At 65.5% G+C, this 16,332-nt stretch carries 14 protein-coding genes; 5 read left to right on the plus strand and 9 right to left on the minus strand.

Going from position 1 to position 16,332, the window contains the following annotated elements:
- Positions 1–8 precede the first annotated feature (8 nt).
- The 6 genes from FPZ54_RS04995 to recA form a co-directional block, all read right to left on the minus strand.
- Positions 9–353, minus strand: a complete 345-nt coding sequence (locus tag FPZ54_RS04995; RefSeq protein ID WP_145845464.1) for a hypothetical protein — start codon at positions 351–353, stop codon at positions 9–11.
- 7 nt (positions 354–360) lie between these two features.
- Entirely contained in the window at positions 361–3,018 is a 2,658-nt protein-coding gene (alaS, locus tag FPZ54_RS05000; RefSeq protein WP_145845466.1) for an alanine--tRNA ligase, read from the minus strand.
- A 366-nt stretch (positions 3,019–3,384) separates the two neighbouring features.
- The gene (locus FPZ54_RS05005; protein WP_145845468.1) at positions 3,385–4,635 is read right to left on the minus strand and encodes a M24 family metallopeptidase; all 1,251 of its coding nucleotides are present in this window, start codon (positions 4,633–4,635) and stop codon (positions 3,385–3,387) included.
- Positions 4,632–5,942, minus strand: a complete 1,311-nt coding sequence (locus FPZ54_RS05010; RefSeq protein ID WP_239019717.1) for a dicarboxylate/amino acid:cation symporter — start codon at positions 5,940–5,942, stop codon at positions 4,632–4,634. Before FPZ54_RS05010 ends, FPZ54_RS05005 begins: the two co-directional genes overlap by 4 nt.
- A 25-nt stretch (positions 5,943–5,967) precedes the next feature.
- The gene (locus FPZ54_RS05015) at positions 5,968–6,603 is read right to left on the minus strand and encodes a glutathione S-transferase family protein (protein WP_145845469.1); all 636 of its coding nucleotides are present in this window, start codon (positions 6,601–6,603) and stop codon (positions 5,968–5,970) included.
- 306 nt (positions 6,604–6,909) lie between these two features.
- Positions 6,910–7,980, minus strand: a complete 1,071-nt coding sequence (recA, locus tag FPZ54_RS05020; RefSeq protein WP_145845471.1) for a recombinase RecA — start codon at positions 7,978–7,980, stop codon at positions 6,910–6,912.
- A gap of 139 nt (positions 7,981–8,119) precedes the next feature.
- Between recA and FPZ54_RS05025 the strand changes: the two genes are divergently transcribed.
- The 5 genes from FPZ54_RS05025 to FPZ54_RS05045 are packed head-to-tail and all read left to right on the plus strand — an operon-like array spanning position 8,120 to position 11,443.
- A complete protein-coding gene (locus tag FPZ54_RS05025) occupies positions 8,120–8,689 on the plus strand; it encodes a DNA-3-methyladenine glycosylase I (RefSeq protein ID WP_145845472.1) in 570 nt (189 codons plus the stop codon).
- 32 nt (positions 8,690–8,721) lie between these two features.
- Entirely contained in the window at positions 8,722–9,183 is a 462-nt protein-coding gene (locus FPZ54_RS05030) for an Rrf2 family transcriptional regulator (protein WP_145845473.1), read from the plus strand.
- Positions 9,173–9,868, plus strand: a complete 696-nt coding sequence (locus FPZ54_RS05035) for a class I SAM-dependent methyltransferase (protein WP_145845475.1) — start codon at positions 9,173–9,175, stop codon at positions 9,866–9,868. The genes FPZ54_RS05030 and FPZ54_RS05035 overlap by 11 nt, the downstream gene beginning before the upstream one ends.
- A 46-nt stretch (positions 9,869–9,914) precedes the next feature.
- On the plus strand, positions 9,915–10,925 hold the full coding sequence (locus FPZ54_RS05040) for an adenosine deaminase (RefSeq protein ID WP_145845476.1): 1,011 nt from the start codon (positions 9,915–9,917) through the stop codon (positions 10,923–10,925).
- Entirely contained in the window at positions 10,925–11,443 is a 519-nt protein-coding gene (locus tag FPZ54_RS05045) for a phosphoribosyltransferase (RefSeq protein ID WP_145845477.1), read from the plus strand. The genes FPZ54_RS05040 and FPZ54_RS05045 overlap by 1 nt, the downstream gene beginning before the upstream one ends.
- Here FPZ54_RS05045 and FPZ54_RS05050 read toward each other — a convergent pair.
- From FPZ54_RS05050 to FPZ54_RS05060, 3 genes are read right to left on the minus strand one after another with little or no spacing between them, the layout of a single operon-like run.
- Positions 11,436–11,798: a response regulator gene (locus FPZ54_RS05050; protein WP_145845478.1), complete on the minus strand. Its 363-nt coding sequence runs from the start codon at positions 11,796–11,798 to the stop codon at positions 11,436–11,438. The genes FPZ54_RS05045 and FPZ54_RS05050 overlap by 8 nt on opposite strands.
- A 53-nt stretch (positions 11,799–11,851) precedes the next feature.
- A complete protein-coding gene (locus FPZ54_RS05055) occupies positions 11,852–14,239 on the minus strand; it encodes a hybrid sensor histidine kinase/response regulator (protein WP_145845479.1) in 2,388 nt (795 codons plus the stop codon).
- A 38-nt stretch (positions 14,240–14,277) separates the two neighbouring features.
- A complete protein-coding gene (locus FPZ54_RS05060) occupies positions 14,278–16,320 on the minus strand; it encodes a M13 family metallopeptidase (RefSeq protein ID WP_145849581.1) in 2,043 nt (680 codons plus the stop codon).
- Positions 16,321–16,332: the final 12 nt, after the last annotated feature.

The following is a 16,332-nucleotide window of genomic DNA, read 5'->3' on the forward strand; positions in this document are numbered from 1 at the left end:
CCGCCAGCTCAGTCCTCCAGCGCCGGGACACGCGCGACGCAGCTTGCCAGCGCCGCGGTGGTTGCGCCGTCCTGCGCCCGCAGCCTGGATTCAAGCGTTGCCGATCGGGCCGCGACCTCGGCATCGACCGCCTTGGACGTCTTGCCCGCTGCCCGGCCCGCATCCGCCGCGGCCATGCCCCAGAAGATCAGCTGGTCGAACAGCTGCGATTCCTGTGGCGTACCCTTGCCGATCTTGGCGGCGGCATGGGTCAACGCGGCGCAGTTCAGCGCCTCCGGATAGGGCGGCAGCTTGGCCTGGGCCGAAGCGCCGGAACCGGCGAACAGGACCGCAGCGGCAATGGCGGTCGGCAATAGATGGTCACGCAGCTTCTTTCTCCTCGGCAAGCGCTTGCCTGACGGCGTCGAGCGCGGCCTGGGCGTTGCCGCCCTCGGGTCCGCCACCCTGCGCCATGTCCGGCCGCCCGCCGCCGCCCTGCCCGCCCAGCGCGGATACCCCGCGCTTGACCAGCTCGACGGCACTGAAGGCGCCGGTCAGGTCGTCGGTGACACCCACCGCGATCGCTGCACGTCCTTCATTTACCGCGACAAAAGCTACAACAGCTGAACCGATCCGCCCCTTGGCCTCGTCCACCGCGCCGCGCAGCGCCTTGGAATCGAGCCCGTCGAGGATCTGACCGACGAAATTGACTCCGCCGATCTGTTCCGGCCCGGCAGGCGCGGTCGCCCCGCCGCCACCCATGGCAAGCGCCTTCCTGGCCTCGGCCAGTTCCTTCTCGAGCTTGCGCCGTTCCTCGACCAACGCCGTGACGCGCGCGCTGACCTCATCGGGAGAGGTCTTGAGCGTCGCCGCCACCTCGCGCAGTTTCGCGTCGCGATCCGCCAGCCACAGTCGCGCCGCCTCACCGGTCAGCGCCTCGATCCGGCGCACGCCGCTCGACACCGCGCTCTCGCTGACGATCTTGAACAGCGCGATGTCGCCCGTCGCATTGACATGGGTGCCGCCGCACAGCTCGACCGAATAATGTTTCTCGGTCAGCCGTCCCATCGACAGGACGCGGACCTCGTCGCCATATTTCTCGCCGAACAGCGCCAGAGCGCCCGCCGCGACCGCATCGTCGGGGGTCATCAGCCGCGTGCCTACCGTCTCGTTGGCGCGGATTTCGGCATTCACATCCGCCTCGATGTCCGCAATTTCCTGCGGCGTCAGCGCCGAGGGGTGCGAAAAGTCGAACCGCAGGCGATCGGGCGCGACCAGCGAGCCCTTTTGCGAGACATGCCCGCCCAGGCGGTTGCGCAGCGCAGCGTGCAAAAGGTGCGTCGCCGAGTGATTGGCACGGATCGCGTCGCGGCGTTCGACGTCGATCGCCAGCTTCACCGTGTCGCCGACCGCGATCTCGCCGCTCTCGATCGTCGCCTGATGCGCGTGCAGCCGCCCGAGCGGCTTGCTCGTATCGCTGACGCTCGCCCTCACCTTGTCGCCGGTGATCGTGCCCGCATCGCCCATCTGGCCGCCGCTTTCGCCGTAAAACGGGGTCTGGTTGGTGAGGATCGTGACCTCGGCGCCCGCCCCCGCGCGCTCTACGCGCACGCCATCCTTGACCAGCGCGACGACCTGCCCCTCGCCCTCGGTCGAGCTGTAGCCGGTGAACTCCGTGCTCCCCAGCTCCTCGGCGATATCGAACCAGACATCGTCGCTGGCCTTGGCGCCCGATCCCTTCCACGCGGCGCGCGCGGCGGCCTTTTGCTGCGCCATCGCCGCGTCGAACCCGGCGCGGTCGACCTTCATCCCCTGCGGACGCAGCGCATCCTCGGTCAGGTCATAGGGGAAGCCATAGGTGTCGTAGAGCTTGAACGCGGTCTCGCCGGGCAGGGTATCGCCCTCGCCCATCGATCCGGTCGCCTCATCCAGCAGCTTGAGCCCGTTCGCCAGCGTCTGGCGGAAGCGGGTTTCCTCCTGCAACAGCGTCGCCTCGATCAGCGGCTGGGCGCGGACGAGTTCGGGGAAGGCTGCGCCCATTTCGGCGACCAGGCTCGGCACCATGCGGTGCATCAACGGCTCCTTGGCGCCCAGGATATGCGCGTGACGCATTGCGCGGCGCATGATCCGGCGCAGCACATAGCCGCGACCTTCATTGGCCGGCAGCACGCCGTCGGCGACGAGGAAGCCGGAGGTGCGGATATGGTCGGCGATTACGCGATGGCTCGCCTGATTCTCGCCGGTCGTCGCCGAATGCGTCAGCGCCCCGCTCTCGGCGATCAGCGCCTTGAACGTGTCGGTGTCGTAATTGTCGTGCACGCCCTGCATCACTGCGGCGATGCGTTCCAGACCCATGCCGGTGTCGATGCTCGGCCGGGGAAGCTCGCCGATCTGGACGTCATTCTCCTGCAGATATTGCATGAAGACGAGGTTCCAGATCTCGACGAAGCGGTCGCCATCCTCTTCCGGGCTGCCCGGAGGCCCACCCCAGATATGGTCGCCATGGTCGTAGAAGATTTCCGAACACGGCCCGCACGGCCCGTCCGACCCCATCGCCCAGAAATTGTCCTTGGTCGCGATGCGGATGATGCGCTCTTCGGGCAGACCAGCGATCTTCTTCCACAGATCGAACGCCTGATCGTCGGTGTGATAGACGGTCGCGGTCAGCTTCTCGGCGGGCAGGCCCCATTCCTTTGTCAGCAGCGTCCAGGCATGGAGGATCGCCTGCTCCTTGAAATAATCGCCGAAGCTGAAATTCCCGAGCATTTCGAAGAAGGTATGATGCCGCGCGGTATAACCGACATTGTCGAGGTCGTTATGCTTGCCACCCGCGCGGACGCATTTCTGCGACGACACCGCGGTCTTGTACGGCCGCGTCTCCAGCCCGGTGAACACATTCTTGAACGGCACCATGCCCGCATTGACGAACATCAGTGTCGGATCGTTGTGCGGCACCAGCGGAGCGGAGGGAACGCGCGCATGGCCCTGGCCCTCGAAATAGTCGAGGAAGCTGCGGCGGATATCATTGGTCGAGGTCATTTTCGCGACTTAAGCGCGCGCGGGCGTTCGCTCAAGCGAAACGGTTCGATCAGGGTGATTGGGGCAGCGCAGAGTATGAGCGGGATGCTTAGCTAAGCAACCGCGTAAGACCAAACGCTGCCCCTCCCAACGCAAAATGGGCGAGCGTGCGAGTAGCCAGCATCAATGGAAAGACCGAGAGTCGGCCCTCCTCATTTGCGCGCATTACAAAAGAGTAACCGGGGCCATTGGATATCGAGAACGCACCCGCCACGAACGCCGGAATTGCGACCCACCAAAATGAAAAATAGTCGAAGCCAGCGGCTATAGCAGCGGCGATTACTGCCAAAACAGAGATGCATCCTATCATGCCCGCCCCCTATATGCTCACCCGATAGGCGCCTCGATCGACGTGGGCGGCGCACTGAACCATTTCTGCCCCGCCGCGGTCATGTGGAAGCAATCCTCCAGCCGCACGCCGAATTGGCCGGGCAGATACAGGCCGGGTTCGTTCGAAAAGCACATCCCCGGCGCGAGCTTGGTCGCTTCGCCGCGGACCAGATTGATCGGCTCGTGCCCGTCCATGCCGATGCCATGGCCGGTGCGGTGCGACAGGCCGGGGAGCTTATAGTCGGGGCCATAGCCGAGCGTCGCATACCAGCCGCGCACCGCATCATCGACGCTGCCCGCGCTCGCGCCCAGTTTGGCGGCGGCGAAGGCGCGTTGCTGGCCCATGCGCACCTGTTCCCACACCTTGCGCTGTTCGGCGTTCGGCGTGCCGTGGACAAAGGTGCGGCTGATGTCGCTTTCATAGTCATAGACCACCGCGCCACAATCCATCAGCACGATCTCGTCCCTCGCCACCCGCTGCGGCTTGCCCGATCCGTGCGGATAGGCCGAAGCTTCGCCCAGCAGGATCAGGTTGAACGCCACCTGCCCGCCCAGCTTTACCGTCGCGGCGCTCATCAGCGCGGCGATGTCCTTGGGCGTCATCCCGGCTTCGATCCGGGGATGGGTCCAGCGATAGGCGGCCATCGTCACGTCCGCCGCCTTCTGCATCAGCGCGATTTCGGTCGGGCTTTTGAACATCCGGCATCCGCGCACGACCGGGTTGGCCGACACGATCTTCACGCCCGCGAGCGCGCGCCACATGCCATCAACCGCAAAGAAGCGCGCGGTTTCCTCGATCCCCAGCGGGCGGCCGAGCAGCTTTTTCTCGCGCAGGAAGCCCGCGACGACCGCGAACGGATCTTCATGCTCCTGCCACACGCGCACATCCGCCGGGATGCCGAGCGATTCGCGGACCGAAGGCTCTTCAAAAAACGGCGTGACGATCACCGGATCGCCCTCGACCGGGATGATCGCGGCGGTCAGCCGTTCGCTGCGCCACCAGCGCACGCCGGTGAAATAGACGAGGCTCGCGCCCGGCTCGATCAGCACCGCGCCGATGCCGTTCGCTTTCATAAGCGCCTGTGCGCGGGCGAGCCGCGCGGCGCGCTCCTCGCGCCCGATCGGCACCGCGTCCCCCGTGATCGGCTGGAGTGCCGACAAGTCCGGCTCGGCCGCGCGCGCCACGGTGGAAAGGCCGATCGGCGCCAGCGCCCCAGCCGCGAGCAACCCGCGCCGGGTCAGCCTCATGGTTTGACCTCGACCGGCTCCTTCTCCCCCGCCGACACGATCGTCGCGAGCACGAGGTCGCCGATGACATTCAGCACCGTGCGGCACATGTCGAGGAAGCGGTCGACGCCGAGCACCAGCCCGATTCCCGCAGGCGGCACGCCGACCATGCCCAGGATCAGCGCGATCACCGGCAGCGATCCCGCAGGCACGCCCGCCGTCCCGATGCCGCCGAGGATACAGACCAGCATCACCGTGATCTGCTGCCCCAATGTCAGGTCGACGCCAAAGAATTGCGCGAGAAAGATTACCGTCACCCCCTCAAACATCGCGGTGCCGTTCTGGTTCGCGGTCGCGCCGATCGTGAGCACGAAGCGCGACACCTTGGGCGGCAGCTTGAGCTTGTTTTCCGCCACGCGCAGCGCGGTCGGCAGCGTCGCATTGGACGACGCGGTAGAGAAAGCCATCACCGCCGCCTCCTGCGTCTCGCGGAAAAAGGCGAGCGGGCTCTTGCGCGCGAGCAGCAGCAACAGGATCGGGAAGACGACGAACATCTGCGTGCCGAGCGCCGCCAGCACCACGCCGACAAACGCCAGCAACCGCACCAGCAACTCCCAGCCGAACAGCGCGGCAAGGTTGAACATGAAGCAGAACACCGCAATCGGCGCGAGGCGGATGACGATGCCGATCAACCGCATCGAGACTTCGAAAATCCCCTCGATGCCGGTCTTGAGCGTCTGGACGTGCGGCTTGTCGAGCGTCAGCAGGATGCCGATGCCGAAGAACAGCGCGAAGAACATGATCGCGAGAATGTCGTTCGCGGTCATCGCGGCGACGATATTGCTGGGCACGATATTGAGGATCGCATCGATGCCGCTGGGGGTGCTGGCGGTGCGGTCGAGGATTGCGCCGGCACTGTCGCCCGACGCCGCGAGCAGCGCCTGTGCCTCGCCCCGGTCGACACCCGCACCGGGCTGGAACAGGTTCACCAGCGCAAGGCTGACGATCACCGCGATACTCGACACGCAGATGGTGAGAATGAGAGTGCGCAGGCCGACCCGCTTGAGCGCGCGGATCTCCCCCATCTCGGCGATGCCGACGACGAGCGCGGAGAAGAGCAGCGGGATCACCAGCATGAACAACAGGCGCAGGAAAATCTGGCCGATCGGACCGGTGACGTTGGTCGTCACCCACACGACCCATTTTGCATCGGCCGCCGCGAAATGCACGAACAGGCCGAGCGCCAGGCCCAGCACGAAGCCGCCCAGCATCTGCCATTGCAGCGTCGATTCGCGCCGCACCTCCGTCATCGCCTCTTCGCCCGCCATGCTTGCCCCTCAGATTGTTGCGCGCTCACGCATAGGCATAGGGGCCGCCTTTGGCGAGGGCCGTCTGATAGGCGGGGCGCGCATGAACCTTGTTCAGCCAGGCGATCGTCGCGGGCCGCGATTCGTCAAGCCCGCCCCGCGATCGCGCCGCCTCCAGCGGGAAGCTCATCATCACATCGGCGGCAGTCATCGACTCGCCCGCGAACCAGGGGCGGCGCGCCAGTTCGGCCTCGACGAAGTCGAGATGGACGTCGATCATCGGCTGGATGCGCTTCTGCGCCGCCTTGCCGAAGATCGGCACGCGCGTCAGCACCAGCTTGACCAGCAAGGGCGGCATCAGCGACCCTTCGGCATAATGGAGGAACTGGCGGTACAGCAGCGCCGATTCGCGATGCGCGGGGGCGCCGAGCCGTCCGTCCGCCATCTCGACCAGATATTCGACGATTGCACCGGTCTCGGCGACCGTGCGGGTCGTATCGCCGCTGGTATCGACGATCACCGGCGATTTGCCCAGCGGATGGACGGCGCGCAGTTCCGGCGGCGCCAGCATCGTCTTGGGATTCCGCGCGTAGCGGCGGATTTCATAGGGCAGCCCCAGTTCCTCAAGCAGCCAGAGCACGCGCTGCGAACGCGAATTTTCGAGATGATGGACGGTAATCATGATGCGCTCCGACAGGATTGGGGGACTATCGGAGCATAAGGTGCGCGGATGCGGCGCAAATGGAAAGGCCCGGCGCAGCCACGCCGGGCCTTCCAGTGGGAGCCTCGTCCCTTGACCGCCGCCGTCCCCAGGGATCGGCACGGCCCGCGATACATGCGGTTCTGCCCGCTCATCCTTGCCGGGGGATTAACCCCGCTATCCGTAGAATCCGGTTCGAGAGGGTCGGGTCAGCAACGCTGAACCGAGGGCCGGTGCAGCGATTCAGCGCGGCTCAATCCGACTAAAAGACCCCTCCGAAACGTCGGGTCAGAGATCGTCCTCGGCATCCGGTCCCGTCATCATCTCTTCGGCGACCTGATCGGTACGTCCACGGATCGCCGCTTCCAGTCGCGCGCAGACGTCCGGATTTTCCTTGAGGAAGGTCTTGGCGTTCTCCCGCCCCTGGCCGATGCGGATGCTGTCATAGCTGAACCATGCGCCCGCCTTCTCGACCAGCCCGGCCTTGACGCCCAGGTCCAGAATCTCGCCGATCTTCGAAACGCCCTCGCCATACATGATGTCGAATTCGACTTGCTTGAACGGCGGCGCCACCTTGTTCTTCACCACCTTCACGCGCGTGGCATTGCCGATGATATCGTCGCGGTCCTTGATCTGTCCGGTGCGGCGGATGTCGAGCCGGACCGACGCGTAGAATTTCAACGCATTGCCGCCGGTCGTGGTCTCGGGATTGCCGTACATCACGCCGATCTTCATGCGCAGCTGATTGATGAAGATCACCATGCAACGCGAACGGCTGATCGATCCGGTCAGCTTGCGCAGCGACTGCGACATCAGCCGCGCCTGAAGTCCGACATGGCTGTCGCCCATCTCGCCCTCGATCTCCGCGCGCGGCACCAGCGCGGCGACCGAGTCGACCACCAGCACGTCGATCGCGTTCGACCGGACCAGCGTGTCGACGATCTCAAGCGCCTGTTCGCCGGTATCCGGCTGCGACACGATCAGCTCGTCGATATTGACCCCCAGCTTCTTGGCGTAAACGGGATCGAGCGCGTGTTCGGCATCGACGAACGCAGCGACCCCGCCCGTCTTCTGCGCCTCGGCGATGGTGTGCAGCGCCAGCGTGGTCTTGCCCGAGCTTTCCGGGCCATAGATCTCGATTACGCGCCCGCGCGGCAGGCCGCCGACGCCAAGGGCGATGTCGAGCCCGAGCGAGCCGGTCGAGATCGCTTCGACCTGCATCGTCTCCTTAGAGCCGAGCTTCATCGCGCTACCCTTGCCGAATGCGCGGTCGATCTGTGCCAGCGCTGCGTCGAGCGCCTTTTGCTTGTCCGGAGAAATGCCCATCTTTCCTTCGATCACCTTGAGGGAAGCTGCCATCGATAGTCTCCGTCGCTAGAGGCTTTACGCGTTGTCTTCAACACGCTCTCGCCGATCTCTGTTTGCTTGCGTATAGCATTTGTTCCAGTAGAACAAGCGGGGAACGATCTTTTTTTGTTCTCATCGCAGAGAGGCGCCGATGACCGAGGTAATACGCTGCCGATGGGCACAGGGCGACGCGCTGATGACCGCCTATCACGACGCCGAATGGGGCGTACCGGTATATGATTCCCGGCTGCTGTGGGAAATGCTGATGCTGGAGGGATTTCAGGCGGGGCTGTCCTGGTCGATCATCCTGAAGCGCCGCGGCGGCTTCCACACCGCCTTTGCGCAATGGGACCCGGTGAACGTGGCGGCGTTCGGCCCGAGCGATATCGCGCGGCTGATGAACGATCCCGGCATCATCCGTGCACGCGCCAAGATCGAAGCGACGATCGGAAATGCCCGGGCCTATCTCGCTTTCGCCGATCGCGGCGAGGATTTCGGCGCCTGGGCCTGGGATCTGGCAGGCGGGACGCCGGTGATCGGCGACGGCACGACCGTTCCGACCAAAACCACCACCTCGGAAGCCATGTCCAAAGCGCTGAAGGCACGGGGATTCAAGTTTGTCGGGCCCGTCATCGTCTATGCCTGGATGCAGGCGGTCGGCATGGTCAACGATCACAGCATCGACTGTTTTCGCCGCGATCTGGTGAGCGCGCCGACTTGACTGTCGCCATTTCATGTAACATCGAATGTTGCATGATTCGCGACAGCCGCCTTTCGGGCGTCCTCCACCTGCTGCTCCACCTCGCCGACCATGAGGGGCCGATGCCTTCGGACCAGCTGGCCCGGGCGATGGGCACGAACGCGACGGTCATCCGCCGTATCCTGGCGGGGTTGCGCGAGCGCGGACATGTCCGATCGGAAAAGGGCCATGGCGGGGGCTGGACGCTCGCCCGCCCGCTCGCCGAATTGACCCTGCACGATATCTATGACGCGCTCGGTCGCCCTTCCCTGCTCGCGATCGGCAACCGGTCTCAGGCACCGCAATGCCTTGTGGAACAGGCGGTCAATGCCGCGCTCGACGAGACGTTCGACGCAGCCGAAACGCTGCTGCTCGATCGGCTGGGCCGCATCACGCTCGCCGATCTCCAGGCCGATTTCCGTGCGCGGCTCGCCGCGCACCCATATTGTAGCAAGGACCCTAGCCATGGCCATTGACGGCGCCCGCACCTTTCTCGACAAATTCGCCGATCCTGCCGCCGTCGCCGACTATGCCGCTGGCCCGCCGCGTTATGTTCCCGGCTTTGCCGACCTCCACCGCATGACCGGCATCCTGCTTGCCGAACAGGTTCCGGACGATGCGCATATCCTGGTGCTGGGCGCTGGCGGGGGGCTGGAACTGCGCGCGCTCGCCACCGCCTATCCCGGCTGGCGCTTCACCGGCGTCGATCCGGCCCGCGCCATGCTCGATCTTGCGAGGGGCGCGCTCGGCGCCGATGCCCGCCGCGCCGAGCTGATCGAGGGGTATATCGACGATGCCCCGTCCGGCCCGTTCGATGGCGCGGTGTGCCTGCTGACCCTGCATTTCCTCGACGCCGCCGAACGCACCCGCACGTCAGTGCAGATTCGGGACCGGCTGAAGCCCGGTGCTCCGTTCGTCGCCGCACATGCCAGCTTCCCGCAGGACGAGACGCGCGGCCAGTGGCTGGACCGCTACGCTGGTTTCGCCATCGCTTCGGGCGCCGATCCCGTCCAGGCTCACGGCGCGCGCGACGCCGTCAGCGCCGCGCTCAACATGCTGTCGCCCGAAGGGGATGAAGCCGTACTGCGCACGGCGGGCTTTCGCGACATTACGCCCTTTTACATGGCATTCACCTGGCGCGGTTGGGTGAGCTACGCCTGACACCATCGCGCTTGCCCTTCCCCGTCATTCGCGCGATCTTCCGGCGATGAACGACCAGGATTTCATCGCCGGTCTGCCCAAGGCCGAACTTCACCTTCATATCGAGGGCAGTCTCGAACCCGAGCTGATGTTCGCGCTGGCCCAGCGCAACCGCGTCTGCATCCCGTTCGACAGTGTCGAGGCAGTGCGCGCGGCGTACAGTTTCTCGAACCTTCAGGATTTCCTCGACATTTATTATGCCGGGGCCGATGTCTTGCGAACCGAACAGGATTTCCACGACCTCGCCGCCGCCTATTTCGCGCGCGCCGCCGCCGATGGGGTAGTCCACGCCGAAATCTTCTTCGATCCCCAGACGCACACCGATCGCGGCATCCCGTTCCAGGTCGTTGCCGACGGTCTGCTGTCCGCAATGCGCGATGCGCAGGAGCACCACGGTCTCGGTTCAAAGCTGATCCTCTGCTTCCTGCGCCATCTCGACGAAGACGCGGCCTTCGCGACGCTCAAGGCTGCCGAACCCTGGCTCGACCGGATCGAAGGCGTCGGCCTCGATTCGTCGGAGGTCGGCCATCCGCCCGAAAAATTCGCGCGAGTCTTTGCCGCAGCCGGGGATATGGGCCTCAAGCGCGTCGCCCATGCCGGCGAGGAAGGCCCGCCGGACTATGTCTGGCAGGCGCTCGACCTGCTCAAGATCGACCGGCTCGACCATGGCAATCGCAGTCTCGAGGATCCTGCGCTCGTCCGACGACTGGCGGATGAGGGCATGACGCTCACCGTCTGCCCGCTCTCCAACCTCAAACTCTGCGTGGTGGACGATATGGCGAACCATCCGCTCGATCGAATGCTGGCGCAGGGACTTTGCGCCACGGTCAATTCCGACGACCCGGCCTATTTCGGCGGCTATGTCGCGGACAATTACCGCGCGGTCGCCGCCGCCCGCGGCCTCGACCGCGACCAGATCGTCCAGCTTGCGCGCAACAGCTTCACCGGCGCCTTCCTCGACGATGCGGCAAAGGCAACGCACCTTGCCCGTATCGATGCCTATCTGGCGGCACAGTGATGCCGGTCTTTACGCCGATCGGGCATGAGCAGCTGGTGGCAGACGTGCTGGCCATTGCTGCGGCGGTCCATGCCGATCGCGACTGGCGGCCCGACTTCATCATCGGTATCGGGCGCGGCGGCCTCGCTCCTGCGGTCTATCTCAGCCATGCGACGGGCATCGCGATGCTCTCGGTCGATCACAGCTCGCAGGTGCATGATTTCGCCGACGCTCCGCTCGAACGGCTCGCCGAGCGCACCCGGGCTGGCGAAAAGCTGCTGTTCCTCGACGATATCAACGACAGCGGCGCGACCATCGCGAAGCTGCGGACCAAACTCGCCGATGCGGGCGCGGTGGCGGGCGCGATCCGGTTCGCGACATTGCTCGACAATCGCGTTTCATCGCAGCGCGTGGATTATGCCGCGCGCGAGATCGACCGCACGGTGACCAAGGACTGGTTCGTCTTCCCGTGGGAGGCGGTCGCCTCCGCCGCGTCGATCGCTGCCGACGCCGCCGAGGTTCCCGACCGGATCAGATAGAGCGCGACAGCGAGTCCAGCGCCTGCTCGACCGCGTCCATGGTGAATGGCTTGGCGAGGACCGGACGGTCCTTATAGCCATCGGCGACCATATCGCCGCTCCCCCCGGTCGCCAGCACGAACGGGATATCCGCCGCCGCCAGCGCATCGGCCACCGGCCAGCTCTTTTCGCCCGCAGCGAGATTCACGTCGAGAATCGCCGCGTCGATCCCGCCATCGGCGATTACGGACAGCGCCGTCGCCACGCTGTCCGCCGATCCGGCGAGTTGCTTGCCGAGCAGTTCGAGGAAATCCTCGAGCATCATGGCGATCAGGGGTTCGTCCTCGACAATGAGGATACGCTGGGGGGCGGTCATTTTCCCCGATTGCCGGACTCTTTGCGCGTCGCCAAGTCCTTATTTGCGCGATGCTATTTGGCCGTCATCACCGCGCGCGCCAGTTCGGCCAGTTGCTGGACCGAGAATGGCTTGGGCAGGAACGCCACCTTGTCGATGTCGATCGACTTGCGCAGCTGCTCCTCGGCATAGCCCGACATGAAGATGATCTTGAGATCGGGATATTTCTTGCGGGCATGACGTACCATGGTCGGGCCGTCCATGGTCGGCATCACCACGTCGCTGATCAGCAGGTCGGGCTTGTCGCTGGTCTCCAGCAGCTCCAGCGCCGCCTCGCCATTCTCCGCAGTCAACACCGTATAGCCCTGCCGCGTCAGCGCCCGTTCGGCGACCGCGCGCACCATCGCCTCATCCTCGACCAGCAGGATCGTGCCGCTTCCCCACAGGTCGCCCTGCACGGCTTTGGATGCGGACAACAGGGTCGCAGGCTCAGGCGCGTCATGGACGGGAAGGTAGATGGTGAAGACCGCGCCCGTGCCGATCCCGCTTTCCGCGAAGATGAAGCCACCCGATTGCTTGATGATGCCATAGACGGTCGACAGGCCCAGGCCCGTTCCCTTCCCCACTTCCTTGGTGGTGAAAAACGGCTCCCAGATATGCGGCAGCGCATCCTCGGGAATGCCATTGCCTGTGTCGGAGATGCGCAGCGCCGTATAGTCGCCGAGCGGCAGCACATCGTCGTCCATCGCGCGCACCTCATGCGCGGGGACGCTGAACGTCTCGATCGTCAGCGTGCCACCGCCGCTCGGATTCTTCGCCAGCATCGCATCGCGCGCATTGACCGCAAGGTTGACGACGACCTGTTCCAGCTGGCCGGGATCGGCGCGTACCGGTCCCAGGTTGCGGCCATGATTGACCACCAGCTCCACCGTCTCGCCCAGCAGCCGCTTGAGCAGGTTCGACACCTCCGAAATCACGTCCGGCAGTTGCAGCACCTGCGGCCGCAACGTCTGCTGGCGTGAAAAGGCGAGCAGCTGGCGGGTCAGCGCGGCGGCACGGTTGGAGTTGAGCAGAATCTGCTGGATATCGTCATAATCGCTGTCGCCCGGTGCGTGGCGCATCAGCATCAGGTCGCAATGGCCGATGATCGCGGTCAGGATGTTGTTGAAATCATGCGCCACGCCGCCCGCAAGCTGGCCCACCGCCTGCATCTTGGTCGCCTGCGCCACCTGGCGCTTGAGCTGCCCCTCCTCGCCCGCGTCGCGCAGGCTCAGCAGCACGGCGGAATCGCCGAGCCCACGGGCCGAAGCGATCGAGATCGACGCCGCCTCGTCCGGCGCCGGAGTGAATCGGACGGTGAGGTCCATCGAATGCGCGGCGCCAGCCGCAAAGCGGCGAACCGCATCGGCCAGCGCGCTCTTGTCCTCCCGCACGACCAGATCGCCGGGATAGAGCGGCGGCGCATCGGTATTGACGTGCGCGGCGCGGATGAAGGCGTCGTTCATGTATACGAACCGCCCGTCGCCACCGACCAGCGCGATGCCCGTGGGCAGCAGCGCGATCAGCGAGCGGACATGCGTCGCCGACTCGGCGCCCGCTTCATCGCTGGGCGGCGCATAATCCTCGTCCAGCAAGGCGACGAGCATCGGCGAATGATCGCCGTCGAGGAAAGGGATTTCGAGCACGCGGATCGGCGTGCCCGACAGCCCCTCGCGCTCGAACCGCACGGTGCCGCGATTGTCGGTAATGAGGTAACGGGTCAGGTCGCGCCCCTCGATCATCGCCTGCTCGTCGCCCGCAGCGCGCAGCCGCAGCACGCGGTTCGCCGCGCGCACCCGACCGTCGGCGCCGACAAGGGCCATCATGATCCCCGCCTGCCCCAGCCGGTCGCCGGACTTTCCCGCGACCAGCCCCTGCGCCTGTTTCGCCAGGTCGATCGCGTCGACGCCCGCAAAGCGCCATACCAGCATCGAATCGCCGACCCGGGTGACATGCGCGCTGAGCTTGGTCCCGCCCGCGTCAAACGTCCCGCTCGATGCCTGCCCGTCGCGCCAGGCCGCGCGCCCCGCGCTGCCAAGCTGGGACGCGGCCCAGTCGCCGATCACAACGCCCGGCGGCGCGGGATAACCGGGGAACAGCGTCCCGAACCGCTCGTTCGCGCAGACCATCCGCCCTGCGCGGTCGGTCACCGCGATCGCATCGGGACTCATCGACGCCAGGACATGGGCGACCGTCCAGTCGCCACCGTCGCCCTCGGCGCTCTCCGCCGGCGCGGGCGAGCGACGCAGCAACAGCGCAGCGAGCGCGATCAGTACCGCCGTCGCGGCGAACCCGGCCGCGACCGTCACCGACTCGATCGTCCAGAACACAACGCCCGCCGCGACGCCCCCCGCGACCAGCGCGGCGATCAACGCCCCGGTGAAGGACGGAGACTCGTCAGGGGATGCGGAAATGGCGGGCATCGCCCCCTTTCCCGCTCCCCTGCCAAGCCGTCAAGCGCTCACCAGATGCGAACGCGCTTTGCCGGGTCCAGATACAGCTTCTCGCCCGGCTTCGCATCGAACGCACCATACCAGGGGTCGAGGTTGCGGACGACCCAGGCGCGCTGGACCGACGGGCTGTGTGGATCGGTCAGCAGCCGCTGGCGCAAATTGGCTTCGCGATAGTTGCGCCGCCACACCTGCGCCCAGCCGAGATAGAAGCGCTGGTCGCCGGTGAAGCCGTCGATCACCGGCGCCTCCTTGCCGCCCAGCGAATGCTTATAGGCATCATAGGCGATGGTGAGGCCGGCAAGGTCGCCGATATTCTCGCCCAGCGTGAACTCGCCCTTCACATGCTCGCCCGGCAGCGGCTCATAGGCGTCATACTGCGCGACCAGCTGTTTGCTTGCAGCCTCGAACGCCTTGACGTCCTCCGGCGTCCACCAGTCGCTCAGTTCGCCCTTCTCATTATATTTCGCACCCTGATCGTCGAAATGGTGGCTGATCTCATGCCCGATCACCGCGCCGATGCCGCCATAATTGACCGCCGGATCCGCCTTCGGATCGAAGAAGGGCGGCTGGAGGATGGCTGCGGGGAACACGACCTCCATCATGCCGAAATTGGCATAGGCGTTCACCGTCTGGGGCAGCATCCCCCACTCCCATCTACGGACCGGCTCGCCCAGCTTGTCGAGCATATATTGATAGTCGAACCGGTTCGAACGCACCGCATTGCCGAACAGATCGTCGGCCCTGACCTCCAGCCCCGTATAGTCGCGCCAGCGATCGGGGTAGCCGACCTTGACGGTGAAATTGGCGAGCTTCGCCTTCGCCCGCGCCTTGGTCTGCGGCTGCATCCATTCGAGCGCGTCGATCCGCCGCCCCATCGCGTCGAGGACATTGGCGACCAGCTTGTTCATCTCCGCCTTGTATTCGGCGGGGAAGTAGCGCGCGGCATATTCCTTGCCGACCGCTTCGCCCAGCGCGCCTTCGGTGAAGGCGACCGCACGCTTCCACCGCTCCTCGCGCTCGGGCGTGCCCTGCAGCGTCGTGCCGTAGAAGGCGAAGTTCGTGTCCGAAATCGCGTCGGGCAAATAGTTGGACAGCGCGCCGAGGCTGCGCAGCAGCATCTGGTCCTTCAGCACAGCGAGCGGCGCCGCATCCAGCGCCTGGGCGATGCCCTTCACCGCGCTCGGCTGGCTGATCAGCACTTCGGTGATCTTGGGACTCAGCGCGGCCAGCGTCGCCGGCATGTTCAGCGTAGGAGAGGAGAATTGCGCCGTCTGGGCCAGGGTATATTTGTTATAGGTCTTGGTCGCGTCGCTCGACTCTTCGCGCGTCCACTGGACCTTGGCGATCTGGGTCTCCAGCGCCATCACCGCCTTGGCGCGCGCCTCCGCATCGGCTTCGCCCGCAAGCGTCAGCATCTTTGCCAGATAGTCGACATAGGCGGTGCGGATCGCCGCCATCTTGGGATTGTCGACCAGATACATGTCGCGATCGGGAAGGCCCGTGCCGCCCTGATAGAGCGTGAAGATATAGCGGTCGGGATGCTTGTCGTCCTGGCCGACATAGCCACCGAACGGTCCCGGAACGCCCATCTTCGCGCCCTCGACCACCAGCGCGCCATAGTCCGCCTTGTCGTCGAGCGCCTTGATCTTGCCCAACCAGGGCTGGATCGGAGCCAGCCCGCGCGCCTCGACCGTCGCGGTATCGAGATAGCTGGTGTACGCCCGACCGACCATGCTGGCCGGATCATCCTTCACTTCGTCCAGGATTCCGCGAACCCGCTCGTTCGACAGGTCGGCAAGCGCGGTGAACATGCCATAGTTGGACTTGTCCGCCGGGATCGGCGTGTTCTTCGCCCAAGTGCCGTTGGCATATTCGTAGAAATCATTGCCCGGCGCGACGCTGCGATCCATTCCCGCCGCGTCGAAGCCGAAGCTGCCCAGTTCGGGCTTCGCGGTCACGGGCGCGACGGCGGGCGCTTCCGAGGTCGCGGTCGGCGCACAGCCCGCAAGAGCGGTACCGGCAAGAAGGGCGGAGACGAGGAGGAGACGCATCATATACCTTTC

Origin of the sequence: Sphingomonas suaedae (assembly GCF_007833215.1) — a bacterium.
Lineage (GTDB): Bacteria > Pseudomonadota > Alphaproteobacteria > Sphingomonadales > Sphingomonadaceae > Sphingomonas > Sphingomonas suaedae.

Excerpts from the sequence above, each read along its gene's own strand:
- alaS (WP_145845466.1), bottom strand. The coding sequence starts at position 3,018 with ATGACCTCGACCAATGATATCCGCCGCAGCTTCCTCGACTATTTCGAG.
- FPZ54_RS05005 (WP_145845468.1), bottom strand. The coding sequence starts at position 4,635 with ATGAGGCTGACCCGGCGCGGGTTGCTCGCGGCTGGGGCGCTGGCGCCG.
- FPZ54_RS05010 (WP_239019717.1), bottom strand. The coding sequence starts at position 5,942 with ATGGCGGGCGAAGAGGCGATGACGGAGGTGCGGCGCGAATCGACGCTG.
- FPZ54_RS05015 (WP_145845469.1), bottom strand. The coding sequence starts at position 6,603 with ATGATTACCGTCCATCATCTCGAAAATTCGCGTTCGCAGCGCGTGCTC.
- recA (WP_145845471.1), bottom strand. The coding sequence starts at position 7,980 with ATGGCAGCTTCCCTCAAGGTGATCGAAGGAAAGATGGGCATTTCTCCG.
- FPZ54_RS05025 (WP_145845472.1), top strand. The coding sequence starts at position 8,120 with ATGACCGAGGTAATACGCTGCCGATGGGCACAGGGCGACGCGCTGATG.
- FPZ54_RS05030 (WP_145845473.1), top strand. The coding sequence starts at position 8,722 with ATGATTCGCGACAGCCGCCTTTCGGGCGTCCTCCACCTGCTGCTCCAC.
- FPZ54_RS05035 (WP_145845475.1), top strand. The coding sequence starts at position 9,173 with ATGGCCATTGACGGCGCCCGCACCTTTCTCGACAAATTCGCCGATCCT.
- FPZ54_RS05040 (WP_145845476.1), top strand. The coding sequence starts at position 9,915 with ATGAACGACCAGGATTTCATCGCCGGTCTGCCCAAGGCCGAACTTCAC.
- FPZ54_RS05045 (WP_145845477.1), top strand. The coding sequence starts at position 10,925 with ATGCCGGTCTTTACGCCGATCGGGCATGAGCAGCTGGTGGCAGACGTG.
- FPZ54_RS05050 (WP_145845478.1), bottom strand. The coding sequence starts at position 11,798 with ATGACCGCCCCCCAGCGTATCCTCATTGTCGAGGACGAACCCCTGATC.
- FPZ54_RS05055 (WP_145845479.1), bottom strand. The coding sequence starts at position 14,239 with ATGCCCGCCATTTCCGCATCCCCTGACGAGTCTCCGTCCTTCACCGGG.
- FPZ54_RS05060 (WP_145849581.1), bottom strand. The coding sequence starts at position 16,320 with ATGCGTCTCCTCCTCGTCTCCGCCCTTCTTGCCGGTACCGCTCTTGCG.